The organism is Pseudomonas sp. NY15437 (assembly GCF_048068435.1).
In the GTDB taxonomy this organism is placed as follows: domain Bacteria; phylum Pseudomonadota; class Gammaproteobacteria; order Pseudomonadales; family Pseudomonadaceae; genus Pseudomonas; species Pseudomonas nitroreducens_B.
Genome location: NZ_JBLUQC010000019.1, coordinates 1 through 23115 on the forward strand (window position 1 = coordinate 1; position 23115 = coordinate 23115).

General features: G+C 59.8%; 25 protein-coding genes, 1 tRNA gene and 1 pseudogene. 10 read left to right on the forward strand and 17 right to left on the reverse strand.

The genetic code is table 11. The features are described from left to right. From ACNFIA_RS28695 to ACNFIA_RS28715, 5 genes and pseudogenes are all read right to left on the reverse strand, one after another. Window positions 1-234 (reverse strand): annotated as a pseudogene (locus ACNFIA_RS28695) (pyrroloquinoline quinone biosynthesis protein B); the annotation flags it as partial. A gap of 95 nt (window positions 235-329) precedes the next feature. After that, window positions 330-401 carry a pyrroloquinoline quinone precursor peptide PqqA gene (gene pqqA / locus ACNFIA_RS28700; RefSeq protein ID WP_124174561.1) on the reverse strand — a complete coding sequence of 24 codons (72 nt, stop codon included), beginning with the start codon at window positions 399-401 and terminating at the stop codon, window positions 330-332. A 110-nt stretch (window positions 402-511) separates the two neighbouring features. Beyond that, window positions 512-2623, reverse strand: a complete 2112-nt coding sequence (locus tag ACNFIA_RS28705) for a PQQ-dependent dehydrogenase, methanol/ethanol family (protein WP_416790428.1) — start codon at window positions 2621-2623, stop codon at window positions 512-514. 82 nt (window positions 2624-2705) lie between these two features. Next, window positions 2706-3638, reverse strand: coding sequence for a transporter (locus ACNFIA_RS28710; protein WP_416790430.1), 933 nt, complete (start codon window positions 3636-3638; stop codon window positions 2706-2708). A 603-nt stretch (window positions 3639-4241) separates the two neighbouring features. After that, window positions 4242-4835, reverse strand: coding sequence for a glutathione S-transferase family protein (locus tag ACNFIA_RS28715; RefSeq protein ID WP_416790432.1), 594 nt, complete (start codon window positions 4833-4835; stop codon window positions 4242-4244). Window positions 4836-5392: 557 nt separating this feature from the next. Between ACNFIA_RS28715 and ACNFIA_RS28720 the strand changes: the two genes are divergently transcribed. Further along, window positions 5393-6301 carry a LysR family transcriptional regulator gene (locus ACNFIA_RS28720; RefSeq protein ID WP_416790533.1) on the forward strand — a complete coding sequence of 303 codons (909 nt, stop codon included), beginning with the start codon at window positions 5393-5395 and terminating at the stop codon, window positions 6299-6301. Window positions 6302-6474: 173 nt separating this feature from the next. Beyond that, window positions 6475-6864 carry a response regulator gene (locus ACNFIA_RS28725; protein ID WP_416790434.1) on the forward strand — a complete coding sequence of 130 codons (390 nt, stop codon included), beginning with the start codon at window positions 6475-6477 and terminating at the stop codon, window positions 6862-6864. A gap of 135 nt (window positions 6865-6999) precedes the next feature. Here ACNFIA_RS28725 and ACNFIA_RS28730 read toward each other — a convergent pair whose 3' ends face one another. The 7 genes from ACNFIA_RS28730 to ACNFIA_RS28760 are packed head-to-tail and all read right to left on the reverse strand — an operon-like array spanning window position 7000 to window position 13282. After that, window positions 7000-8367 (reverse strand): ATP-binding protein, encoded by a 1368-nt coding sequence (locus ACNFIA_RS28730; RefSeq protein WP_416790436.1) that lies wholly within the window; start codon window positions 8365-8367, stop codon window positions 7000-7002. Further along, window positions 8364-9026, reverse strand: coding sequence for a response regulator transcription factor (locus ACNFIA_RS28735; protein WP_259754919.1), 663 nt, complete (start codon window positions 9024-9026; stop codon window positions 8364-8366). The genes ACNFIA_RS28730 and ACNFIA_RS28735 overlap by 4 nt, the downstream gene beginning before the upstream one ends. A 2-nt stretch (window positions 9027-9028) precedes the next feature. Beyond that, window positions 9029-9670, reverse strand: coding sequence for a tetratricopeptide repeat protein (locus ACNFIA_RS28740; RefSeq protein ID WP_416790437.1), 642 nt, complete (start codon window positions 9668-9670; stop codon window positions 9029-9031). After that, window positions 9667-10473, reverse strand: a complete 807-nt coding sequence (locus ACNFIA_RS28745) for an SDR family oxidoreductase (RefSeq protein ID WP_416790438.1) — start codon at window positions 10471-10473, stop codon at window positions 9667-9669. The genes ACNFIA_RS28740 and ACNFIA_RS28745 overlap by 4 nt, the downstream gene beginning before the upstream one ends. Beyond that, on the reverse strand, window positions 10460-11140 hold the full coding sequence (locus tag ACNFIA_RS28750) for a TenA family transcriptional regulator (protein ID WP_416790441.1): 681 nt from the start codon (window positions 11138-11140) through the stop codon (window positions 10460-10462). Before ACNFIA_RS28750 ends, ACNFIA_RS28745 begins: the two co-directional genes overlap by 14 nt. 8 nt (window positions 11141-11148) lie before the next feature. Continuing rightward, complete coding sequence (locus tag ACNFIA_RS28755) at window positions 11149-12615, reverse strand: AMP-binding protein (RefSeq protein ID WP_416790442.1); 1467 nt, start codon at window positions 12613-12615, stop codon at window positions 11149-11151. After that, on the reverse strand, window positions 12605-13282 hold the full coding sequence (locus ACNFIA_RS28760) for a thermostable hemolysin (RefSeq protein ID WP_416790444.1): 678 nt from the start codon (window positions 13280-13282) through the stop codon (window positions 12605-12607). The genes ACNFIA_RS28755 and ACNFIA_RS28760 overlap by 11 nt, the downstream gene beginning before the upstream one ends. Window positions 13283-13636: 354 nt before the next feature. On the opposite strand from ACNFIA_RS28760, the gene ACNFIA_RS28765 reads away from it, so the two are divergent. Further along, on the forward strand, window positions 13637-14638 hold the full coding sequence (locus tag ACNFIA_RS28765; protein ID WP_416790445.1) for an ATP-grasp domain-containing protein: 1002 nt from the start codon (window positions 13637-13639) through the stop codon (window positions 14636-14638). Between the two features lie 1142 nt (window positions 14639-15780). Next, entirely contained in the window at window positions 15781-17271 is a 1491-nt protein-coding gene (locus ACNFIA_RS28770) for a diguanylate cyclase (RefSeq protein ID WP_416790446.1), read from the forward strand. Window positions 17272-17373: 102 nt separating this feature from the next. Here the strand turns inward: ACNFIA_RS28770 and ACNFIA_RS28775 are convergent, their stop codons facing one another. Then, complete coding sequence (locus tag ACNFIA_RS28775) at window positions 17374-17523, reverse strand: hypothetical protein (protein ID WP_416790447.1); 150 nt, start codon at window positions 17521-17523, stop codon at window positions 17374-17376. Between the two features lie 91 nt (window positions 17524-17614). Here ACNFIA_RS28775 and ACNFIA_RS28780 point away from each other — a divergent pair, with 91 nt between their 5' ends. The 3 genes from ACNFIA_RS28780 to ACNFIA_RS28790 are packed head-to-tail and all read left to right on the forward strand — an operon-like array spanning window position 17615 to window position 18752. Beyond that, on the forward strand, window positions 17615-18130 hold the full coding sequence (locus ACNFIA_RS28780; RefSeq protein ID WP_416790449.1) for a hypothetical protein: 516 nt from the start codon (window positions 17615-17617) through the stop codon (window positions 18128-18130). Further along, window positions 18130-18498: a hypothetical protein gene (locus ACNFIA_RS28785; protein WP_416790450.1), complete on the forward strand. Its 369-nt coding sequence runs from the start codon at window positions 18130-18132 to the stop codon at window positions 18496-18498. The genes ACNFIA_RS28780 and ACNFIA_RS28785 overlap by 1 nt, the downstream gene beginning before the upstream one ends. After that, window positions 18495-18752 (forward strand): hypothetical protein, encoded by a 258-nt coding sequence (locus ACNFIA_RS28790; RefSeq protein ID WP_416790451.1) that lies wholly within the window; start codon window positions 18495-18497, stop codon window positions 18750-18752. The genes ACNFIA_RS28785 and ACNFIA_RS28790 overlap by 4 nt, the downstream gene beginning before the upstream one ends. Before the next feature lie 3 nt (window positions 18753-18755). Here the strand turns inward: ACNFIA_RS28790 and ACNFIA_RS28795 are convergent, their stop codons facing one another. Next, window positions 18756-19007, reverse strand: coding sequence for a hypothetical protein (locus ACNFIA_RS28795; protein WP_416790452.1), 252 nt, complete (start codon window positions 19005-19007; stop codon window positions 18756-18758). A gap of 512 nt (window positions 19008-19519) precedes the next feature. Here ACNFIA_RS28795 and ACNFIA_RS28800 point away from each other — a divergent pair. Then, window positions 19520-19589 (forward strand) — tRNA-Ser (locus ACNFIA_RS28800). A gap of 213 nt (window positions 19590-19802) precedes the next feature. On the opposite strand, the gene ACNFIA_RS28805 is transcribed toward ACNFIA_RS28800, so the two are convergent. Beyond that, on the reverse strand, window positions 19803-20117 hold the full coding sequence (locus tag ACNFIA_RS28805; protein WP_259753993.1) for a hypothetical protein: 315 nt from the start codon (window positions 20115-20117) through the stop codon (window positions 19803-19805). A gap of 255 nt (window positions 20118-20372) precedes the next feature. Between ACNFIA_RS28805 and ACNFIA_RS28810 the strand changes: the two genes are divergently transcribed. After that, entirely contained in the window at window positions 20373-20894 is a 522-nt protein-coding gene (locus tag ACNFIA_RS28810; protein WP_416790453.1) for a DUF4946 domain-containing protein, read from the forward strand. Between the two features lie 69 nt (window positions 20895-20963). Here the strand turns inward: ACNFIA_RS28810 and ACNFIA_RS28815 are convergent, their stop codons facing one another. Together ACNFIA_RS28815 and ACNFIA_RS28820 are read right to left on the reverse strand one after the other, a co-directional pair. After that, complete coding sequence (locus ACNFIA_RS28815) at window positions 20964-21188, reverse strand: hypothetical protein (protein WP_259753995.1); 225 nt, start codon at window positions 21186-21188, stop codon at window positions 20964-20966. A 439-nt stretch (window positions 21189-21627) separates the two neighbouring features. Then, a complete protein-coding gene (locus ACNFIA_RS28820; RefSeq protein WP_259753997.1) occupies window positions 21628-21981 on the reverse strand; it encodes a histone-like nucleoid-structuring protein, MvaT/MvaU family in 354 nt (117 codons plus the stop codon). A 256-nt stretch (window positions 21982-22237) separates the two neighbouring features. On the opposite strand from ACNFIA_RS28820, the gene ACNFIA_RS28825 reads away from it, so the two are divergent. After that, window positions 22238-23071, forward strand: a complete 834-nt coding sequence (locus tag ACNFIA_RS28825) for an alpha/beta fold hydrolase (RefSeq protein ID WP_416790455.1) — start codon at window positions 22238-22240, stop codon at window positions 23069-23071. The last annotated feature ends 44 nt before the right edge of the window (window positions 23072-23115 follow it).

Here is a 23115-nt window from a genome sequence, read left to right on the forward strand (position 1 = left end):
ATCACGCAGGCGCCGCGCCGGCTGCAGCGCCGGGAAGGACGCCAGCTGGGCGCGGATGTCCGGGGAGGCGTTGCAGAGAATCCAGTTCGCGCCGTCGTCGGACAGCGCGATCGACGACTGGGTGCGTGGCTGCGCGATCACGCTGCCGTCGCGCACGCCCCGGCAGTTGCGGCAATTGCAGTTCCACTGGGGAAAGCCGCCACCGGCGGCCGACCCGAGAATTCGGATGTGCATGTTGGGAGCCCTGCGCTAGCCATGAGAAAAAAAGGCCCTGAAAATCAGGGCCGAAACGGCGCTAGTGGAGGCGTGGAAAAGCGCCGCATGGAGAATCAGCGGTTAGCGAAGTACAGGGTCACTTCGAAACCAAGACGCAAGTCGATGAAGCTGGGTTTAGTCCACATAGTGCTGTCCTCTCTCTTGTTCTTTCGCTGAGTGAATTTAAGAAATCTTCTGCGGCGCTGATTTGGTAACGCCTCGGAAGGTCAACCCCGTTTAATCTGACCAGGCCCAGCTACGGGGAGGCTTTCACCGCAGTCGGTTGTTGCTCCTTGGTGTAGTCCACATATTCGCGGCTCATGACATAAAGCTTGATCTTCTCCACGTCTTCTGCAGACAAGGAATCACCAAAGGAGGGCATGCCCAGGGGGCGCAGTACGCCTTCACGAACGATTTGCTGGAACATGCTGCGGCGTGAGTCGTCGGTCTTGCGCAAGTCAGGCACCAGACCTCCACTCATCGCCCCAACGCCGTGGCACACGGAGCAGTAACTGCCGTACAACTGCTGACCGGTTGCCAAGTCGGCGGCACTCGCGACGACGGGTTTCGGAGTGCGGGGAGTTGTAGCAACCGCCTTCTCCGGCAAAGGCGGGAGCGTGGCTTTTCCGTCCAGCTTGAACACCAGCAGGCGGCTGACGTTGCCGACCCCCGGCGCCTTCGCCGCATCGCCACCAATCAGAGGGGCAACACCGCCCCAGCCGGCCATGATCGCAACATACTGTTCACGCTTGTAGCTGTAGGTAATAGGGGCCGCGACGATTCCGGTCTGGGCCGAAAATGACCAGAGTTTCTCACCTTTGTCAGCCGAGTAAGCCATCAGGTTGCCGGCTGCAGTACCTTGAAATACCAAGTTGCCGGCCGTGCTCAGGGTGCCTCCATTCCAGTAGTGGGGATAGGGTACGCGCCAGGCTTCCTTCTGCTTCACCGGGTCCCAGGCAAGCAGAGCGCCGGATACCGCCTCGCGGGGGATTTCGGTGGTATCAGAGAAGGCGGCACCGGTGTTGAAACCCTTGCGACGTTGGAAGTCTTTGCCCTCATTGCGATAGACACCCGGGAGTTCCTGGTAGGGGATGTAGACTAGCCCTGTCTGTGGGTTATATGACATCGAGTGCCAATTGTGGGCGCCGAAGGGACTGGGCCACATTACGATGGGCTTTTTCTCGTAACGCACGCCAGGTGCTTCTACCGGGCGGCCCGTGGCTAAGTCGATGCGCTCGGCCCAGGTCACCTTGCCAAATTTCTCGGCAGACAGAAGCTTGCCCGTCTCACGGTCAAGTACGTAGAAGAATCCGTTCTTCGGCGCCTGCATGATGACCTTGCGTGACCTGCCATCGATTTCCAAGCTGGCCAGAGTAAGCTGCTGAGTCGCAGTGAAGTCCCAGGAATCGCCAGGAGTGACTTGGTAGTGCCACGCCAGTTTTCCGCTATCCGGGTGAACAGCGAGGATCGACGAAAGATAAAGGTTATCGCCGCCGCCAGGGCTGCGCAGCTCGCGGTTCCAAGGTGAGCCGTTGCCAGTACCGACATAGAGCAGGTCCAACTCTGGATCGTAAGCCATGCTGCCCCATGCGGTGCCACCAGCACCGCCTTTCCAGTACTGGTCGCCCTTCCATGTCTTGGCTGCCTCGGCCAGCTCAGGGTTCTCAAAGGGCTTGGCTGGGTCTCCTGGTACCGTATAGAAACGCCATACCAGTTTGCCGGACTCAGCGTCGTAAGCGGAGAAGTAACCGCGCACGCCGTATTCGGCTCCACCATTGCCGATAATGACCTTGCCCTTCACGACGCGCGGGGCGCCGGTGATGGTGTAGGGCTTGCTATTGTCGGTGGTCTGCTGGCTCCAGACTTGCTTGCCGGTCTTGGCATCAATAGCGATCAAGCGGCCATCCAGTGTGCCGATGTAGACTTTTCCGTTCCATAAAGCGACACCACGATTCACTGCATCACAGCAGGCATCGCGCGCCTTCCCCCGGTCTATCTGAGGGTCGAAGGTCCAAAGGACCTTTCCCGTCGATACATCGACGGCAAAAGCGCGGCTCCAAGACAGCGAAGCGTAGAGCACACCATCAGAGAACAAAGGAGTCGATTCCAGTCCACGGTGGTTGTCGAGATCGATGTACCAAGCTAGACCGAGCTTACCAACGTTGTAGCTAGTGATCTGCTTTAGCGGGCTGAAGCGCTGTTCGTCATAGGTACGGCCGTGACTGAGCCATTCGCTACCATCTTGTTCGCTGGCAATAATGGCGGCCTGGTCGACGGGGGCGGCGTAAGATATAGGCGCCAATAGGGCAATGAGCAGGGCGGTAGCAAGGCGGGTACGGCAACGGGATACGGGCTGCGTCTTGGTCATTTACGCAGGTCTCCTTGGTTTGCTTGTTATAGGCGGAGTATTTCGCTCACCCAACGTGAATCAGGTGACCGGACGGCGAGGGTCAGAAGATCTGCATGAGTCGCAGGTTGACACGGTTGTCTTCCTTGAAACCGTTCTCCACGGACAAATCCCGCCCGTAATTAACCATTAGCTGGGTGCCGTCAGTAACGAAATAGGAGGCGCCGACGGTGAATTTGCTGGTCTCGGGCTCATCATTAAGGTGGACACCGGCAACCTCACTTTCCCCGCCCCATAGTTTCGAGTAGCCGGCGCGAACGTCGAAGCGTTCGGTGAAGTTGTAGCGCAGGAAAACTTGTCCTTGGTACAGCTCGGACTGCTTTTGAGTCTGGCTCGCAGGGCCGAAATCATTGTTGTGCCCAAAGAAGGTCACATCTCCAACCAAATCCAGGGTGAGCTTGTCGGTTAGGCCGGTGATATAGCCGGCTTGGAGAGCTAACTTCCACCGATTCTCACCAAGGTTCACAGCCCGATCTTTGTCGTAACTACCGGTGGGCACATAGAGGAAAGGCGTGATGCCGAAGAAACGGCGATTGGCCGGATCGTTCAGCAGCCAGATTGTGGCGGCGAGGATCAAATCACCGGTGCCACTATCGCTGCCCAGGTCCTTGGTATCATCCTTTGCCTGAAGATGACCGAAGGGTAAGAGGAACTGTGGATCGACAATGTAATCGCCGAGCTTCATGAAGTGGACGCCCCGCAAAATGCCGACGTCCGAGTCCAGGCGGGCGTTGATTGGCACCTTGTGGCCATCGGAGTAGACCGTGTTGCGCTCAGCGTGCTGGTAGTAAAGCAGACCAAGGTTGGTGCCTTCAGGCAGCGCAGTGTAGTCGCCAGCATCAACATCGACTGCCTTAGCCATGGGGGAGAGGCTCACCGACAGCCCCAGCATGATTGCAAGGGAAAGTGTATTTACTAGTTCGGTCTTGTACGGTTTTGGGGAGTTGGTAATGCAATTTTTACCGCTGTTTGTCATGTAATCACCTGTATTGTTTTTATTAACATTGGTGCTGTTTCTGCCCTCGAGTTCAGGGGAGATCCGAATGCATTGCGGTATTGCACTGGTCGTGCCATGTTTTTTGTTTTTTCCTGTTTTCCTTTTACATTAATAAGTTATTGTCTAGATGCTGGGGATGTTGGGGCGTTTCGCGAAGTCGCGAAGTCTCGCTGTCTCACTCTGAGCAGCAGATCCGTATCGCACTGAGACAGATGGCTTTATTGCAACATTGGGTGCTTGTGTCCGGCCTTATGCGTATTAAGTGTTAAAGGCTGATTGGATCGTCCCCAAGTTAAAAACTGGAATGATGCGTCGACGGGTGTTTGTCCTATCGCTGACGGTTCATGAGGCTGGCCTATGCAAGCTGAGTTCGTGTCGATCTCCAGCGGCAGATTTGGTGCGCATGGCCTTATGATTGCCTGCCAGCCCATCGTTTTCCTGGCCCAGACGCATCTCTACGAGGCGAAATCGCCGCTGCTCTTCCGCCAACACCAACAGATTGAGCTTGCCCTTGCTGACTACCGCCTTACTGGGGATCTGCGACACATTGCGCTGGCCGATCAGCCGCTCTGGTGTGTCTCGTTAGATTCCCGGCATTGGCACGAATCCAGGCAACTGCTTGATCCTGTCGATCCAATGCACAATGTGTGGGTAGGGCTCAAGGTCGATACCCCCTTCTGGCGCCAGCGCAACATAGGGAAACACCGCGCAATCGGCGATGGTCGGGCGGGAAAGCGCCAGCCAGTCGTGTTTCGCCAGGTGCGCCTCCAGCAGTGGCAGGATGCGTTCAGCCCGGGCGAGGGCATCGCTCTTGTCGATACGGTAGCCGAACTTGTCTATGAGCCGTGCAGCGCATGGACCGTTCTGGATCTCGTTGGCCGCCGTCGAAAGCCATTGCATGATTTCCGCTTGTCGCTGGGGTTCTACCGGCCACCATGCCGCACCACCATAGGTGCCAGCTAGATACAACAGGATTGCCTGTGAATCGCGTAGCACCTGCTGGCCATCTACCAAGATAGGCAACTCACCCCAGGGGTTGAGGTCGATTAGCGGTGCTCGCTTGTGCTCACCCCCTAGAAAGTCCACTGAGATGATTTCCAGTTCCAAGTTCGCCAAGTGTGCGAACAGGCGGACCTTATAGCAATTACCGGAAAGTTCCAGGTCATAGAGCTTCATGGCGTTTCCTTGTTATAGGCAAATGGCTGTGGAATTCTAAGACGTTGCCGTCGGGTGCATGTATGAACGACACAACGCGACGTGACCCGATCCGCTTTGGCCGTCCGATGGTGGTGATGCCTTTTTGCGACGCACAGCGCTACAGTGACTCAAGGTTTTCCACAACGCAGGCCGACTCGGCGATACCGGGAAGTTTGATGGGCGCATCCAGCAGCACATTGTGGGCGCTGACCCAACGGCACAGTTGAAGTTCGGGTTTATAAGTGCGTCGCTGGGGATAAGCTGCTCATTCGCTTCGTAGTTGCTGAACCGCATGCTTTCGACGAACCACTGCGACTCGTACATCGCAACGGCTCGGCTGCGGTTACCGACGCGAATATTGATGTGATCACACGCTAGGATAGGTGTCGGGTTGCGGGCGCTGGTTGAAACATCGAAATTCATGGCGGTAGACCACACACACTTTGGATGCGCCCAGTGTGTCCATTGACCGCTGTTTTACCAATGCCTGTAAGCTGACAACACTATTGCAGTTGCTGCACAGACGAGGCCTGACGTTGGACCGATTGAAAGCTATGGCAACTTTGGTGCGGATTGTGGACAGCGGTAGCCTCAGTGCTGCGGCGAACATCTCCGGACAGTCCACGGCCTCAGTGGTCCGGACACTTGCGGCGCTGGAAAAACACCTTGGTGCGCGGTTACTCAATCGTAATACCCGGCGACTGGCCTTGACCGACGAAGGGGCTGAATTCGTCGCCTGGAGCCGAAGGATATTGGCGGAATTCGATGAGGTCGAACATGGCTTTGATGCTCGGCGCAAGAGCCCGGGGGGACTGTTGCGCATCACTGCACCAGTGGAGTTCGGGCGCCGGTACGTTGCGCCACTGGTCAACGAATTCCTGGCTTTGCACCCCTCTATCCAGGTGGAGCTAATCTTGCTCGATCGCTTGGTCGACTTGCTGGAGGAGGGCATAGAGCTGGCGATTCGCATCGGGCAGTTGCCGGACTCTTCTCTGGTAATGACGTCGTTGGGGTATACCCGCTATGTACATTGCGCAAGCCCGGAATACTTGTGTGCCAATGGCACGCCCCAGCAGCCGACGGACCTGCTGGATCATGCCTGCATTGCCCTTGCCCCCATAGGCAAGCAGTGGCAATTCCTGGAGCATGGCAATGTTGTGCCTCGGGCTGTTCCTGCGCGCATGACCACTAATCAGGTTCAGGTCGCCAGTTTGGCCTGCCAGCAAGGTGTCGGTATCAGCCGGTTGCTGCATTACCAAGTCGCCGACGAGTTGGCCAACGGCCGGCTGGTGCGGTTGCTTCAGACATTTGAGCTTCCTGATATTCCTATTCAGATGGTGTATCCACACGCTCGGTTGTTGTCGGCGAGGGTGCGGCAGTTCATTGATTGGGCCTCTCCGCGGTTGGGATCATCGATTCCTAAACCTGCATTATTCGGGGGATAGAGTCTCACAACGAGAGAGCGCATCCTGCTATGCCATCGCGAGTTTGAGGCCGCTACCGACCCAAAGCAGTCGTTGCCATGTTTATCCTGTATGCGGGGAGAGGCTGACCGGACTAAGAATGTGAACTTAGGCGCGGCAGCGCTTTCCACCGGTACACGTACAGGAGAACTGGCATGGAAACGCTCCGAGGTCCGCCCGCTAACTGTGCCTCGTTCGTACTGATCCTTGACGATGATCCAACCTTGGCCAGAGTTCTTGGCTTGGCGATGGAAAATTACGGCATTCCCGCAGTCGTTCTTGGAAACGCCGACAATGGTCTCGATTGGATCAATGCTAACCCTGGTCAACTGGCCCTTTTGCTCACTGACGTCTTAATGCCTGGTGAGATCGACGGTCTGGATTTAGCGCGTAAGGTTGCAGATCGCTCCCCAGACATCCCCATCATCATCATGTCTGGCGGCTCCTGGAGTCGGGATTTCCCGGCCTACCTCATTCTCGACAAGCCATTTGATCTCACGGCGCTCATGACTGTTGTTAGAGACGCCCTAGCGCTCCCCCACTGAGTAAATAGGACGCATGGTTAATGCAACACTGATATTGCAGTCCCCTTCTGGCCGATTTGGGTCATCCGCGAATGGCTGCAATTGGCCGGTAGCTGCCCTAGCGAGACGCTGCAACCGAATGGCGGACTTAAATGTTCAGGTCGTAGGCACGATCCTCAGCGTTGCGCGAAGCCCGCCGGTAGAGAGATTGCTCAACTGCACACTGCCTCCAAGTCGCTCCATGATCATCGCCACAATGGACAGGCCCAGTCCGGCGCCGTTTTGGGAACCTTTGCTGAAGAAGCGTTCGAAGACACGCTCCAGGTCTTCTTGGTCGATGCCAGGCCCCTGGTCTTCTACGTTGAGTACAATCCCATTACCTTCACGGCGCAGCGTGACATTGACTCGACCACCAGTTGGCGAGTGATTTACTGCGTTCGCGACCAGGTTCTGCAGGGCAATCCCCAAAGCGCTCGCGTCGCTTTGCAGCCAGTAGCTGCCCTCGGCGATGTCCAGCGAGGGCTCCAGGCCCTGGTCGAGGATCCAGGGCGTCATTTCCGCCAGGGTTTGCGTGGCGACCGCGGCCAGATCGACCGCCTGCCAATGGCGCTGCCCGAGGCGCGGCTCGATGCGCGCCATGGTCAGCAACTGGTTGACGACCCGGCTCAGGCGGTCGACGCCGCCCACCAGGAACCCCAGGGCCTTGTCGCGCTCGGCGGCGCTCTTTGCTTCCAGGGCGTTCTGCGCATGCAGGCGGAGGATCGCCAGGGGCGTGCGCATCTCGTGGGCGGCGTCGGCGATGAAGCGGTGCTCCCGGCGCAGCAGTTCGTCGATCTGTCCCAGCAGGCGGTTGAGCGCTGCCTGCATGGGTTCCAGCTCCCGAGGCAGCGGTACCAGTTGCAGCGGCTCCAGCGACTCGGCATGCCGCGCGCGGATGACCCGCGTCATGTTCTGCAGCGGTTGCAGCCCCCAGCCGATGGCCAGCCACACCAGTAACGCCAGCGCAAGGCTGCCGATCAGGAAGGGAAACAGGGTGTGGCGAACGATACGGCCGATGAGGTCGTCGCGCACGTCGTTGCGCTCACCGACCCAGATCACCAGCTGCCGCTCCGGCACCGGAAGCACGAAGCTGCGCCATTGCTGCTCGCCAACCTGGATATTGGAGAAGCCCGGCTCGCTGATCGGGCGGGTGAAGCTCGGGGCGCTGGCCGTGTGCACCAGCACTTCGCCGTTGATGCGCCAGACCTGGAAGGCGAGTTTGCTCTCGTAGGGGTGGCCGCCCCGATCCTTGCCCGCCTGGTTCAGCGCGTCGTTGAACGCGAGATACAGTGCATGGCGATCCCTGTCGTCCAGCGGCATGCTCATCACGCCCTGCAGGAGCCGGGCGTTCTGCGCCAGGTGCGCGTCGTAGATCTCGTCGATCTCGTGGCTGCTGTCGTGGTAGTTGTAGAGCGCGAGCAGGCTGGTGCCGACCAGCAACAGCAGCATGACCCGCCAGAGCGTGCGCTGGCGCAGCGAACTCATGCCTTGCCTTCCACCAGGTAGCCGATGCCGCGGACGGTGCGGATCAGGTCGTTGAAGAGCTTCTTGCGCAGGTGGTAGACGTTCACTTCCAGCGTGTTGCTCTCGGGTTCTTCATCCCACCCGTAGAGAAGCTGGGTCAGGCGCTCGCGCGTGAAGACCTTGCCGGGCTGGGAGAGCAGTTCATGGAGCAGGCGATACTCTTTGGGCGTCAGGATGACGGGATGCCCCTGGTAGCTGACCTGCCGGGTAGTCGGGTCGAGGGTCACCCCGGCGTGTTCGATCACCACCTTGGCGCGCCCGGCGCTGCGGCGCAGCAGGGCCCGCAGGCGAGCCTTCAGTTCGTTGAGGTCGAACGGCTTGACCAGGTAATCGTCGGCGCCGGCATCCAGGCCGGCGATGCGGTCATCGGTGGCATCCCGCGCGGTGAGAATCAGAACGGGCACCGCATCGCCCGCCGCGCGCAGCCGCCGCAGCACCTCGATGCCGTCCAGGCGGGGAAGCCCAAGGTCCAGTACGACCAGATCGAAGGTCTCCTGCTGCAAGGCGTGCCATGCGCTTGCGCCATCCTGCAGCCAGTCGATGGTGTAGCCCTCCTGGCGCAATCCGGTGCAGATACCTTCTCCCAGAGCGGGATCGTCTTCGACCACCAGCAGCCGCATGCTCAGTCCTGCTTGTCCTTGATGGTCTTGAGTAAAGCATCGATTTCGCCGCGGCGACCCTGATCGGCCATTTCGCGCCCGGGCCGTGGCGGTGCCTGGAGCGCCTTCTGCAAGGCAGCGCGCGCCTCGGCGTAATGCCCCTGGCGATAGAGGTGGTCCCCCCAGAAGTAATTGCTGTCGATACCGTCGGGGTTCAATTGCAGCGCCTTGCGCAGCAGGCCGTCGGCCTTGTCCGAATCGCCGAACCCGATCGGCCAGCCCGGTACCCGGTCATACAGTGCCCCGAGGCTGGTATAGGCCGAGCCCTGAAGTGCGCTCGGATCGAGCGCCAGGGCCTTCTCCAGGCTTGCGCGGGCGGCCTTCACCTTGCCCAGCGCACCCAGCCCACCGGTGGCGCCGGCCCAACTGCTGGTGACGATGCCGCTCCAGATCCAGGCTTCCGCGGCCTGGGGCTGCTCGCGTGTGAAGGCCTCCGCGTCGCTCGCCAGCTTTTCGAAGGCGGCCGCGCGCTGTGCCTCGGGCAACCGGTACTGGATCTGCGCCCAGCGCTGCTGGATCGCGCCGAGGTGCTGGCTGCCGGCCTGATCGAGTGCCCAGGTAAGCGGAGAGAAGGCAATGAGGCTGGCGAGTATCAGGCGTTTCATTTGCTGTGCTCCTTGGCGTTGGCATCGCTGTAACGGCGGATCAATGGGAGCTGCTTGCGCAACGCGCGGTCGACCAGGCCGGGCAGCATGCCGTTGAGGCGCACGAAGAGTTTTTCCGGCCAGCCCAGGTACAACTCGCTGCGCTGGCTCTGCACGGCCGCGAGCACGGCCCGCGCGACGTCGACCGGGTCATCCATGCCCACCTTCAGCGCCTGGTTGAGCGCGTTGGCGGCGGAGGTGTTCATCGCGGTGCGGGTGGCGCGCGGGGCGGCGTAGAGCACGTCGACCGTGGTGTCGGCCAATTCCCGCCGAAGCGCTTCGGAGAATCCGCGCAGGGCGAACTTGCTGGCGCTGTAGGTGGCGTACCCCGGATAGCCGATGGAGCCGTAGATGGAGCCGACGTTCACCACCAGCGCATGGGGCTGCTCGCGTAGCAACGGCAGCAACAGGCGAGTCAGTTGCAGCGGGGCCTTGATGTTGAGATCCAGCAGGTCGTCCAGGGTGTCCTCGTCGATCTGCTCCAGCAGGGCGAAGCGGTTCACGCCTGCGGCGTTGATCAGCACGTTCACACCACCCATGGCCCCGGCGGCGGTGACCACGTCCTGCCGCCCACTGCGGGTCCGGAGGTCGGCACACTGCCAGCGAAGCTGTTCGGGGTAGCGCTTCATGAGTGCCGCCAGGCCACCTATCTGCCTGCTGACCGCCAGCACCCGCGCGCCGCCTGCGCAGAACTGGCTGGCCAGCTCCAGGCCGATGCCGCCGCTGGCGCCGGTCAACACCACAAATGACTCAGGCAAGCGCATGCTGCACCTCGGCCTGGTGGGCTCGCGGCAGGCCGCGGAACATCTCGGTATAGAGTTGGTAGACGACCTTGGCGGAATGAATCACCGCCTCCTGGTCTTCCGGGCGATCCAGACGGTTCATCAACCCGCGATAGGTCGCCATGTGGTCCTGGTCCAGCGCGCCATGGGAGCTCAGGTAGCTGAACGCGTTCGGCGGCAGGCGCAGCCCCTGCTGGATGCTGCCGGCGGCCTGCGTGGCGAGGGCGATGCTGGTGCCCTCGAGGACATTGACCATGCCGAACAGCCCGACGGGATTGTCCCGGGCGATCAGGTCGTAGAGGAACGCCACCATCAGCTCGATCGGCAGGCTGGGACGGCTGTTGCGCACCTGCTCCAGGTCGCCGCCGCAGGCTGCGATGTCGCTGAGGATCCACTGCTCGTGGCCGTATTCCTCCTCGATGTACTCGCAGACCGCGCCGCGCAGCCATTCAAGCCGGCTGGGCAGACGAGCACCGCACGCCATCATCAGCGGCACGGTATGGCGAACGTGGTGATAGGCCTGGGTGAGGAAGGCGATGTAACCCTCCAGGCTGACAACGCCACCCAGGGCGTCGCGAATGACAGGGACGCTGAACAGCGCCTGGCGCTCCTGATTAGTGGCTGATTGGAGAGAGTCGAAGAAGTTCATGGCAGGCCTCAGGGTTGCGAGAGTTCAGTGATGAGGGGCTGGTGGCGACGGAGGATTTCCTCGCGGCGCGGCCGGCCGTTACTGGTAAGGGTTCCGTCAGCACTGCTAAAGGGGCTGGGTAGGCGTCTCCAGGCATGAACCCGTGCGTAATCGGGTAATCCGGCGTTGCATTGCTGCACGGCCTGCTCGATGACTTCGTCGCTGATGCTTGGGTCGATGGGCCAGAGCAATGCGAAGTTGCGCGGCAGCCCCTCGCCGTGAACGAAGGCCTGGAGGATTACACCTGTCTGGGAAAGCTCGGCCTCGATCCACTCGGGATTCACGTTGCGACCGAAACTGGTGATGAACTGGTTCTTCTTGCGGCCCGCCAGGTAGAGGAATCCAGCAGCGTCGAAATGGCCGAGATCGCCGGTTGGCCACCATTCCCCGTCGAAAGAAGGTTCGCCCAAGTAGCCCAGCAGAGTAGAACCGCGAACCAGCACTTCCCCGTCATCAGCGATACGCACCTGGACGTGCGGCAGAGGGCGGCCCACGCTGCCTGGATGCTGATTACCAGGGCGGTTCAGGCAAACCACGGAGGCGCATTCGGAGAGCCCGTAGCCTTCGAAGACCGGAAGCCCCACTGCTTCGGCGCGCTCCAGCAAGCTGCTCGCGACTTTGGCACCACCTACTGCGACGAATCGCAGGGGGCCGACTTTCATCATGCCGCGTTCGATGGCGGTGACCAGGCCAAGCAGGAGTTGCGGTACCAGAATCAGGCTCTCGGCGCCGCTGAGTGCAATGGTGCCGAGGAAGCGTTTCCAGTCGACCTGACTGGCGCCACCGATACCCATCTGCGCTTGCGGATAGAGCGTGATGCCGGCTCCCGCCAGTAGGGCAGCATAAATGCCGAGGTTCTCCAGCAGGACGGCCAGCGGAAGCACTGCGAGGTACTTCGAGGGCTCGGTGGGACGGCTCGCCGCTTCGAGCTCCTGTGCGACGCACAGCAGTGAAGAGGCGCTCAGGCATACGCCCTTGGGCGACCCGGTACTACCGGAGGTGTAGGTGATCTTGGCAGTGCCTGCCGGTAGATCGGCGTCGACAACGGCCGGCCGCTCCCAGAAGCGCTTGCCTGGTGTAAAACCGGCTGCTTGCAAATCTTCCGCGAAGGCGTCGTTGGCAACGGCCAGTGTCGCCTGGGTCTGCATCAAACAATGCAGGCGCTGTGCGGCACTAAAAAAGGGCGGGAGGATGACACAGGGGCGCTCAGAGAAAATTGCGGCCAGATCCCAGAAGAGCGCTTCGGGGCCGTTCTCCAATGCGAGGGCAAACGGCCCTTCGGGTTGCTCTCGCAGCCAGGCTTCGCGACGTTCAACTTCAGCCAGAAGCTGGGCATAGGTGACGTTGCCCGTGAGTCCGCGTACAGCCACTTTCGACGCATGCTCCGTGGCGTGCGCCTGCAGCACCTCACGAAAGGCATTCAGTTCATGCGGCATGGCCGGCCTCCTGCAGCAGCATCGGGAAACCCATGCGCTTGTACACACCCGTGCGCTCCAGTTCTTCATGGCCGTAACCGATGTTTCCTGCGTAGACCAGTGGATGCTGCGCGTAATAGCTGCCCCAGCTGGCCAGTTCGCCATTCAGACGACGCGGATCTGCTTCGGCGATGACGGTTGGTTCCAATCCCAATCGGTGGAAGCTGTTGACCAGGGTGGAGGCGCCGGTAAAGGCGACCCACTGCAGGTCGCGCGCAGCCAGCAGCCAGGTCACGGCAGTGATGATTACGCGCGCACTGCCAGCACTCAGGGCAGCAAGGTTGCCTACCTCGACCAACTGATCACGCGCCACAGCGCGGCCGGCAAGACGCGACACCACGCCTTCCAGCGGCTCGTCGAGGTAACGTTCGAGAAACAGCGCCCCCTGGCTGGCCGGACGCATGCCGGCCGCGGCGATCAGCCGTCCATGGCTGTCCTGCAGGCCGATCAGTTCCGGTAGAAAGTGGTGGACGTCCGCGTGGTGGATGGACTCGAAGCGCGCATGGATGAAGGCTTCAAGCTCCCCACGGTCGGAGTCGCCCTCGCGGCGCAAGGTCAGACGAGCCTGCCGCTCGATGACGGATCCAAAGTGGAATGGAAACAGTGCGCTCCATTCTTGCTGGGTCATGGATGATCCCCCCGGGGTCGTTCGATGAGGGGGATTATCAGCAGCGAATCTGAACGTAGTCTGAAGTGGCGGTACGCCGGCTCGGCGGACTGAATCAGCGGCTTGCCGGCTGGCCGGCCAATCCGGCCCCGGGTGGCGACCGAGGCGGTGTCGGTGCGCTTCAGGTTCCTTTAAGGATTGCGCGCGCAGTCTGCGTGTACAGCGCGGTTGAGGATGGCAGGAGTGCCAGGCTGGAAAACTCGGGTTCCTTTTGAGCCGCAGTGCGAAGGCTCAGGCGGAGCCACATGAGGGTGTGAAAAGAAGGACGCCGTTGTTCTGCCCTGTTTATTGGCGTACTGCTGGCAGAGTATTCAATTGGACAGTCAACTTGGCTCGGGTCGCCCGCCGACCTACCTGGTCACCGCCATAGGCTCGCTTTGCGCCGAAGCGGTCATTCAATCGCTGCGCCGGGAGCCCCGGGCCAGGGTGATCGGTATCAACACCCTGGCACGGGAGTGGAGTGCGGCCTCGGTCCTGCTGGATGCCTTCCACCAGGTTCCACCCGCCCGCGAGATTCCCGCCTATATCGCGCGGGTGCTGGAGATCTGCCAGCTGGAGCAGGTGACCCATGTGCTGCCGTTGATCGATCTGGAGGTCGATGCCTTCAACCCGCACCGGCAGGCGTTTTCCGAGCGGGGTATCACCCTGTGCATGGCACCGCCGGAAACCGTCCGCATCAGCCGGGACAAATGGCGCGTCTACGAGTTTTTTCGGGACCACCCCGTCGTACACCCCATCCCCACCTGGCGCATGGACGATCCGGACGTGGAACAGCTGCCATTCCCGCTACACGCCAAGCCGCGCGATGGACGAAGCAGCGAGGGGCTGGCGCGCATCCTCGATGCGGACGACCTGAGTTACCTTCGCCAGAAGCTCAGGAGCCGACCCTACGTGGTCCAGCCTTTGCTCGACGGCGATGTGTGCGTCGTCGACATCGTCCGGCAGCGCAGCACCGGGCAAACCGCCGCCATGGCGCGCCAGGAACTGGTGCGAACCTCCAACGGCGCTGGGGTAACAGTGCAAATGCTGAACGAACCGGCGCTGATCGATGCTGCAGCTCAGATCGCCTCAGCGCTTGATCTTGATGGCTGCATTAACATCGAGTTCCTGGTCGGTGGCAGCTGGCCTTTAGTCATGGACATCAACCCGCGTTTCTCGGGTGGGGTTGGGTTCACTCATCTTTCAGGTTACGACATGGTGACCAATCACCTGCGCTGTTTTGCAAGCGAGCTGCTGGATCCTCCGATTATCCCGACGCCCGTCATTCATGCCCGGCGATATGTGGAGACCACATTTGCAGTACCCGAAGAACGGTAAGGGTGTCACTGTTGACCAACTGATAGGAGGACAGTGGAGTTCCTAACGCTGTGCATGCATTTCCCGGCGAAGAGCACCACTAGTTAAGTACTGGATCCATCACCTGTGAAGCCTTGCCAGCAATCCAGACCTGGCGACACTCATCCTTGTCTCGAAGCACGGAGAGTGCGCTCAGAGACCATATTCTTTGTCACTGTCGCGCCGTGCTCTAGCCGAGTGCAATTGTTCATCCGAAGGGCCGGTTCGATAGACCGGCCCTTCGCTTTTTCAGCGGTCAGATGCTCGTCGAATGAATCCGATCTTCTGGGGTATCAACACCGCCGCTAGAGGCGGTTACCACCTCATAATAGCCGGTCGGGAGTAACCGCCTCTGGCCGTCTGCTGCCTTTGGCGAGAGGCAGCTACCGACCCAAAGCGGACATCAAGCCTGCTCAAGCGAAACACCGGCATATGCGACAGGCTGCTGCGCCACGGTGCGCGAGCGCAGAAGCGCACCGGCCATCGCCGTGAGACCAAGTCCGGCCGCGACAACCCAGTTCTGGTGGAGCCCGACGCAGGCCAGACTGAAGGCGATGCCCGCCCAGAAGATGCAATATGTGACCACTGTATCGCTCGCGAAAGAATGTCCGAATGGGGCGAACGATAGTGATCGGACGATCTGTGGAAAATCTGGGCATCCCCTACGCGACATAGGGGATGGCGGCACGGGGCTCAGGTTCACCAAGCGTAAAGTGCTAAGGGGCCCGGCTTTCTATCCGCCAAAGCCGGGCGGGGTCTGACGCCGTTCTGAAAGGCACCTCGACCGAATTTTTTGAGCGTAAGCGAGGGACTGAAATTGCCTTCAAACCCTCGAATTTGGCAGCTTGCCTTGTAGCAAAATTAAGGGATCGATTCGTAGCCTGGAGCCATTCGTCGGCTGGTGGCTTTTTGGTATCATATCCCTGCGTAAAATGTGCCTATAGGAATGTCTATTCAAGGAGAGTGCCACTGTCGGGCCGAACCACGCCAGAGAACTAGCGGCCAGCCATGCGCTAACTTTTCCGTTTCTTTGAGTTTGCTTTATGCCGTGCAGGCCCGTACCTAGAATCAATCTGCGCACACTGATTCTGCTATTTGCTCTACTGGCGATCCTCGCAACGCTGTTGAACGATCTCTATGCGACCTACCGGATCCAACGGGAGACGCTGGTTCACAATTCTCTGGAGTTTAATCGCGCTTACGCCGCGAAGGTTGCGCTGACTATTGGCCAGAGTTTAGGAGATGATCTTGCCCGCTTGGAGTACAGCTCCCGGATCATTGGCGAAGATTTTGATCACGAAGCCCAACGAGGTGCTGAAGCTCGCCGGCTGGCCGAACAGGACAACAGTTTTAACACCGTGATCATTGCCGACTCTCAAGGACGCATCGTTTCTTCCTTCCCCCCCTCGCTCAGCGTGAACGGACAGACCCTTCGCTCCAAAGAGCCGCTAGAAGAACGTAAGGCGATGATCAGCCCTGCGTTTAGTTCACTGGTGGGGAATCTGATCGTGTTCGTCTCGCAGCCAATATGGAGTCAAGAAGGAAAATACCTTGGCCTAGTAGGTGGGACGATTTACTTGCATAAAGACAATGCGCTCAACGAGATCATTAGCAAGCATTTCCACCAAGATTCGTCCTACGTGTACCTCGTTGATGAAAAACGCCAGCTACTCTTCCACCCAGACCCGAACCGCATCGGTGAACAAGTCGGAAGCAACGCTGCGGTTGATGCGGTGCTGCGTGGAGAAAGCGGCGCAGCTTCTGTGCGCAGTTCTACAGGCAGGGATATGCTTGCCGGTTACGCGGCTGTGCCTCACAGTGGTTGGGGAGTCATTTCACAGCAGCCACTAAGCGTACCCCTCACCACTCTTCGTACTCTGATGTGGCGAGTAGTGGTAGGCATCATCCCGATGAGTTTGCTCGGCCTGATACTGTTGTGGTGGGCTGCAACGCACATAAGCCAGCCGCTTAGCCAACTTGCTGAGTATGCGGAGCAAAGAGCTAGCGAAGAGGGCATTCGCAAAGTTCGAGCATGGTATGTCGAAGCTTGGAGAATTCGCCGAGCGATGATCATTGCTGCCATATTGACGCAGGAGCGCATAGGCAAGCTCAACCATCAAGCATACAGCGATCCGCTCACTGGTCTCGGAAATCGCCGCGTTATGGAGAGAGCGCTAGAGGATTGGCGCCTATGCGGGAAGTGCTATGCGGTAATAAGCATGGACATTGATCACTTTAAGCGGGTCAATGACATGCATGGGCACGCAGTCGGCGACAAAGTCTTGCAGGCCTTCGCGAGGCTACTTAAGCAGAACTGCCGTGACGACGACCTGGCGTGCCGGATAGGTGGAGAGGAGTTCATCTTGTTGCTCCCGCAAACCGACCTAGTTGCCGCAGCAGAGGTTGCCGAGCGCGTGCGCCATTCGTTGGAGAGCACTCCCATCCCTCCTGCTGGTCAAGTCACTCTATCTCTCGGCGTAGCCTGCTCCGAGGACGGCCAGGCTGATCCGATACAGATTCTTGCTCGCGCCGACAAATTGTTGTATCAGGCTAAGAAGGCAGGCCGCAATCGTGTGGTTGCTACTAACTCAGTTGTAGCGGGCATAGAAGTTTGAACTGTCATCGGTCATTCAGCTCGCTCGTCCGTTAATGGCCGCTATTGGCCGTTAGCTGCCGCCTTCCAGGTGCCGGTGGTACCGCGTCCAACGCTGCACATGTCATGTACTGACCAGCATGCCGAGCCGATAGTGAAGGCGCTCCTTCCCTCGCCGGAGAGCGAGCGGTTCCCGCGCGGTGATCCGCCAGCCCTCGCTCAGTAGTTCCTCTACGTGGGCGCGCAGCCCCGTCAGTTTGCGTTGTTCCTTCATCGCGAGCCCTCCAGTTGGCGGGCTCAAGAGTAGCAAGTCGCACCCAACCCAGCCCGCCGATACGCGGGCTTTTTCATGCCCGGAGAAACCCATGGACCTTCGTACCGTGCGCCGCTCGATGATCGACCCGGCGCTGTTGCTGCTGCCTGCCAAGATGGAAAGCCCGGAGGCAGTCGTCATGCTGCTGGCCATCGGGCTGCAGGAGTCGCGCTTCGAGCACCGCCGCCAGATGGGCAACGGCCCGGCGAAGTCGTTCTGGCAGGCGGAGCAGGGCGGTGGCATGGTCACCGGCCTGCTGCGTTACCGCGTGGAGGACATCCGCGACTTGGCCACCGGTTTGTGCGCAGTGCGCGGCGTGGCGCCCGCAGCGCCGGACGTGTGGAACGCCATCGAGCGCGACGACGTGCTGGCGGCCGGCCTGGCGCGCCTGCTGCTGTACACCGATCCCGCCCGCTTGCCGGATCTGGGTAAGGAATCCGCTGCCTGGGACCTGTACCTCCGGACCTGGCGGCCGGGGGCCTACGATCGCGGCACTCCAGCCCAGCGCGCCGAGTTGCGGAAGAAGTGGGCCGCGAACTACACCGCGGCGCTGGAGGTGGTCAAGTGATGGGCGGCTGGAAGTTTCTCGCCGTGGGTCTGGCTGCCGCGCTGCTACTCGCCGCCGGCGCGGGCCTGGGCGCGTGGCTAGCTGCTGGCCACTACCGCCCGCAGCTCGACGCAGCCAACGACGCCAAAGGCAAGTGTGTAATCGCCCGCGGCAACCTGGAAGAGCTGGCCAAGGAGCAGGGCACCAAGCTCGGGGAGTTGGCGAATCAGGCCGAGCAGCGGCAGGCCAAGGCAGCTCAGGCCGTCGCCGCCGCCCAGCAGCAGGCCGGCCAGCACTATGCCTCCGCCCAGCGCCTGCAACAGGAGCGCGCTGAGGGCGACCCGGCCGCCGTGGCGGAGGCACTGATCGACAAGGAGTTGGGGCTATGAAATGGCTTCTGGTGTTGGTGGTCGCGCTGGCGGGATGCGCCGGCCAGGTCGAGCCTGAGCCGCGCACGGTGCGCGTGGAGGTGCCGGTGCTGGTCCCATGCCGGGCGCCAGCAGTAGAGGTACCGATCTGGGCGACGGCATCGCTGCAGAAGGGTGACAGTTTGCAGACCAAGGTACGGGCGCTGCTGGCAGAGCTTGAGCAGCGGAAGGGCTACGAGGTGCAGTTGCTCGCGGCCATGCAGACCTGCCAGTAGTGTTCAAGTGCCTGTCCGGCGGCGTTCCAATTTGCGGAGTTGCACAAGATGCTTGGCAAAATCGACCGGTTCGAGGCCTGCACGTTGCGCGGAGGAGCAAATCCCCGCCCATGCTTTTTGTTCCTGTATCGAGCGGCGCTCTTCTAACGATGTCCCTTCAGGAATTTGGCTTTCAATCTCATCTCTAAGGGAGGGTACAAAATACAGGAAGGCCGAAGCCGCTTCTTTAAGGAATTCGTCCGGCAGCTTATTCATCGCTTGCTCCCTTTTCCTCTCTCATCCTGAGATTAGATCACGACACAAAATTGACGATCAATTCATGGCGGTACCAGCTTAGATCGTGCTGCGGGCGCTCACGGGGGCATCGATAGGAGGACAAACAGTTTTGAATGTAAACGCGCTGGACGCCCGGAAAACGAGAAGCCCCGCTGGGGAGGCGGGGCTTCAAGACATCTGCTCACTGTAAGGAGATTCATGGCTAAGCCGATCCGTCGGCTACAACTCCATGGTAGCCAGAAAGCGGCGCTCCGCCAGTTTTCCTGACACAAAGGCTAGGTGCGCCTTTCGGTTATGATCGCCACCTCGATCAATAGGTCATCGGTTTTTTTGCTGTCCAGAACGGGCGAGGCGGGGCGCGTTCGGAATCCTGATCACCTCTGTCGAGCCGACTACTGTAGGAATATCCAACGCTAAGTTATTGATTCTTATAGGGTGGACTGACCGTTTTTCAGAGAGTGTTTTTGGTCTGAAAAATATTTAGAATCAATGGGATACGCTAGTCTTGCAGTCACCTTGACATGGTGGGGGTCGTTGGTTCGAGTCCAATTGTGCCTACCAAACATAATCGCTTCGGCGATTTCAAAAAGGGCGATCCGAAAGGGTCGCCCTTTTTGTTTTGGCGTATTTTCTGCGGGCGCCCTCGGTGTAGGTAGTTCGCGTATCGCGCCGTTGCGTTCTTCCTGCCCACCCTGTCGTTCCTTTATTCCTCGATCCGGTGGCGACTCGGTCGTTGCGTTGCTGGCGGGGTGCGAGCGGGCTGTCCGGGCGCTGCTAGTTCATCGCATTCCTGCGTTCGCTGTAGGCTTCGTACTGTCGGCATTTCTGTTCGGCGTTGGCATACGCCTCATCGGGCGTCTGATCGCCGTGGTAGCCGAAGCGCACGAAATACCTGACGACGACCTGGGTATCCGCATCGAGCTTGGCGCTTCCTTCGTGGACGGCGGCAATTGCCTGCTGTTCGGTTTTGCCTTCGTTTCGATACAGGGCGCCGGCGCGTGCGAAGAGGCCTATGCCTGTGCAGAAGTCGGAAGCCTGGGCGCCGCTGGCAAGCGTCATGAGCAGGAACAACGCTGTGAGCTTCTTCATGTGACCTCACTGAGCCTGCGATCGGGTGCTCTGTCCTCCTCAGTATGGTGCTTGCGCTTGTCTTCTGCCTGCCGGGTGCGGGCGCTGGGAGGGTTTTCTCCGGCTCCGGGTTTCTCGGTGGGCCTCAGGCGGTGAAAGCGAAAAATCGCCGCGCCAAATCGTGTGGGGCGGCGATGCGCTGCTGAGTTGTCGATTCTCGTGGGGTGATTCGGGCGCGCCTGCTATGGTGGTCGTTGTCTGTGCTCGGAGGTGATGATGGGTGGTCTGCGTTCCTGGCTGTTCCTTGGTGTGTTGCTGGCGCCGCTGCCGGCGTTGGCGGAAATGCAGGTGATCTGGCCGCAGGGGTGGGAAGTCTCGCGGTCGCCGGCAGATTCGTCAGTCGATGCGCCGGTGGTGCGTCAGCGCGGTGTGCGCATGGCGCAGGACGGCTCCCAGGACCTGGTGATGGAGGTGACGCGCAGTCGACTGGCTTCCGGCGTGGCGGTCAGTGTCGAGAATGTCATCGTCGAAATGCGCAAGGCGTTGCAGAAGGATTTCATGCGTCAGGGGTTTCAAGCGGCATGCAGCAAGCCGCTGACCACCAGGCTGGGAGGGCTGGACGGTCTGGAGGTGCATTGCGGCATCAGCCAGAACGGCACTGAGGTGCTCAAGCAGACGCTGCAGGTGGCCCTGGGTGATGGCGCGGCGTATTCGCTGACCTATGCGGCGCCGGCGCAGCGCTACGCGGCGCTGATGGCAGAAATCGAGTCGGTGAAGGCAGGCATCAGCCTGAACTGAGGTGCTGCCTTTATATAGAAGGCAGAAAAGCAAAAGCCCCGCTCAGGCGGGGCTTTTTCGTTTTCAGGCTCATGCAGCGATGGTGGCTTGCACTCGCTGGATCACCGCGTTCAGCGGCGCCTCGCCCTGGTACTGCTGGGGGTAGAGGCGCTCGGTGTGCTTGGCGATGCCATGCTCGTTCACCAGGGTGAAGCTGAAACCATGCTTGCGCTTGGCCTGGATGACGCAATTCAGAGGGGCGAAGGCCGCCGAGAGGGTGCGAATCGCCTCCTGGATTTGCAGGGAGGTTTTCATTGTCTTGTCTTTCCAAATAGGTAACGGTCCTATGACCGTCGAAATCGTCAAAAGCTCCGGGTGCGATCTGAGGATGCAGAAAGCGTATGACCGGAATATGGCAGCGATTGAAAACTTGAGGTTCGGTTCGCGTCAGACTGCGGCGTTGGGTCGGGCAGATGATCTGACGTAGGCGTTATCGCTCGGGCAAATGTTCCTGGCGCGGTTGGCGTGCTCTGGAATCGATGCGGAGGATGCGCTGGCCGTGGCCCTGTAGAGCCCAGCTTCTGCCCTGGATCAGGTAGGGAGTGCTGGGAGGGGCGACCTTGGGTTTGGTGTTCGCTGGGTGGATTATAAGGATTTACGCTAACGATGGCTAGTTTTTATACAGCCGTCGGTCAGATCTTGCCGGGTGGAGCAGGTATACCGCGGAGCGGGAGCGCTCCGCGGTACCTCGATATTACTGCAGCCAGGATTCTACGGTGTCGCCGCCGTATTGTTGTTTCCAGGCTTTCAGGGTCTTGTGATTGCCGCCTTTGGTTTCGATGGTTTCGCCATTGTGCGGATTCTTGTAGACCTTCAGTTGGCGAGTGCGACGCGGTTGTTGCGCGGCAACCGGCTCGGCGGAAGTCTGCGGGTCGAGAATCTCGACGACATTGCGCAGGTTCATGCCGTACTGGTCCATCAAGGCTTGCAGTTGATCCTTGAACTCCAGTTCCTTTTTCAGGCCGCCATCGCTCTTGAGTTTTTCAAGCAGAGCGAGTTGTTCCTGGAGTTTGCGCTCGGCTTCGCGGAATTCCGCAAGTTTGGACATCTGGGTGCTCCCGTATACAGGGTGATTAGTTCGGTGCGATTCTGTGTGCTTGTGATTGTTCGCGTCAACTGAATATATGAATTGTTGCGATTGGGAAATACACACTTGCGAGGTGGGTCGTGCACAAAGGGGTAGGGGATTAAGAAAGCAGTGGACCATAATGCGCGAGCTAAAGGGCATGGTTCGGGTTTTCGTGGACTCGTCGCCCTTGTGCAATCGGTGTGCTTTATTGTGGTGCGTTGCGTGCGGGTTGTAGATGAATAACGAAATAGTGCAATACCGGGTCAATAATTATGAACTGACGTGCCAGGTCGCCGGCCAGGGCGCGCCGTTGCTGCTGGTGCATGGGTCGCTCTGCGACTATCGCTACTGGCAGGGGCAGTTCGACGCATTATCTGCCCATTACCGGGTGATAGCGCCCAGCTTGCGCCACTACTTTCCGGAAGTCTGGAATGGAGATGGTGCGGGGTTTACCACCCAGCAGCATGTGAATGATGTGTTGGCATTGCTTGATCAATTGCCTGGCCCGGCTCATCTCGTGGGGCATTCACGAGGCGGTAATATTTGTTTGCGCGTGGCGCTGGAGGCGCCTCGGAAATTACTTTCGTTGACACTGGCGGATCCTGGGGGCGACTTTGCCGATGATGTATTCGCCGCGGTAAATATCGAAAAGCCAGCATCTTCGATGGCGCGCAATCAGTTTCGTCAGCAGGCATTGGAAATGATTCGCGCGGGGTCGGTGGAGGAGGGCTTGCGACTCTTTGTCGATACCGTCAGTGGCGTGGGAGTCTGGTCGCGTTCTTCGCGGCAGTTTCGCGAGATGGCGGCCGCCAATGCCATGACCTTGATCGGACAGGTGGTTGATCATCCAGTCCCGATCAACCATCAGCAGATTGCGCAGTTGCAATTGCCTGTGTTGCTGATTGGCGGAGCCAGAAGTCCGGAACCGTTTCCGCGTATTCTGCAGGCCTTGCAGTCGACGCTCGCCGATGCGCGGTCGATCATCATTCCTGGTGCGTCGCACGGCATGAATGTGATCCGTCCCGCGTCCTTCAATCGTGCGGTTCTGGAATTTGTCGAGCAGTACTGAGTGAAGTCAGGCTTGCCGCTCGTCAGCTTCCCCAACTTGCAGTA